Source organism: Calditerrivibrio sp., assembly GCF_049968475.1.
Taxonomy (GTDB): Bacteria; Chrysiogenota; Deferribacteres; order Deferribacterales; family Calditerrivibrionaceae; genus Calditerrivibrio; species Calditerrivibrio nitroreducens_A.
This window is the reverse complement of record NZ_JBMFQS010000028.1, coordinates 1-868: the sequence shown is the minus strand read 5'-3', so window position 1 is coordinate 868 and position 868 is coordinate 1. Positions and strand designations below refer to the sequence as shown.

3 protein-coding genes are annotated in these 868 nt (G+C 31.7%); all 3 read left to right on the top strand.

Going from position 1 to position 868, the window contains the following annotated elements; all coding sequences use genetic code 11:
- Positions 1-139 precede the first annotated feature (139 nt).
- Positions 140-337 (top strand): phospholipase D-like domain-containing protein, encoded by a 198-nt coding sequence (locus ACP5Q2_RS09875; protein WP_428099626.1) that lies wholly within the window; start codon positions 140-142, stop codon positions 335-337.
- 129 nt (positions 338-466) lie between these two features.
- Positions 467-658, top strand: a complete 192-nt coding sequence (locus ACP5Q2_RS09870) for a tetratricopeptide repeat protein (RefSeq protein WP_428099624.1) — start codon at positions 467-469, stop codon at positions 656-658.
- Positions 655-868, top strand: a 214-nt coding sequence (locus ACP5Q2_RS09865) for a tetratricopeptide repeat protein (RefSeq protein ID WP_428099629.1), incomplete at its 3' end; no start/stop codon positions are given. The genes ACP5Q2_RS09870 and ACP5Q2_RS09865, both read left to right, overlap by 4 nt.

The following is an 868-nucleotide window of genomic DNA, read 5'->3' as shown; positions in this document are numbered from 1 at the left end:
AAGAGTTTTCAGAGCTTATTAAAACCATAGTAGCCGACAATTTAGGTAAAAGTGTAAATAACTTGAAATCCTTTATCTAAGAGTTATACAATTGAACTAAAAGACTTACTTATTACAGATGAATCGATATTGAAAAAAAATGAAAAATGCTAAAGCAAGTATTCATATTTGCAATAGACTTCACGCTAAATTTGTGGTAGTAGACAACAAAAAAGCAATAGTAGGCTCTGCCAACTTTACAACGTCTGGTTTATCGGATATGGAATCTGGCAACATAGAAGCAGGTGTTTTTTATGAAGAGCCAGAAGAAGTAATTAAATTGTCAAACATTAAGTAAAACCGCCACAGCTTACATACTTGTATGCTTATGCAATAGGCTATAGCTTTTTCAGGTCTATTGAGGTAAATTTATATGGTTAATTTCTCACTCAACGTATAAAACAAATAATTTAAAAGAGGCTTAACTATGAGAGAAATAGAAAAATGTTTTGAATATCTTGAAAAAGGAGATTACCAGAAAGCTATTAAATCAGGCCAAATGGCAGTAAAACTCTATCCAAGAAACATAAATGCTTACATTTGCTTAGGAGAAGCTTACTTTATGGCTGGAAAGATAGAACTTGCAATTAAGAACTTTAAAAAAGTAAAGCCTACATAAAAGAAAATTACGAGTATGATATCAACCTATACACTATTTACAACAACATAGCAAACACATACAAGAAAAAAGAGGAATATGACAAAGCCATTGAATACTATAAGAAGGCACTTGAGATAACAGAAAGAGAAGGAAAGTATCACGGCAGTGGCATAATAATGCTAAACCTTGGAGGGATTTATTCAGTTATCGGAGATTTTGAAAATGCAG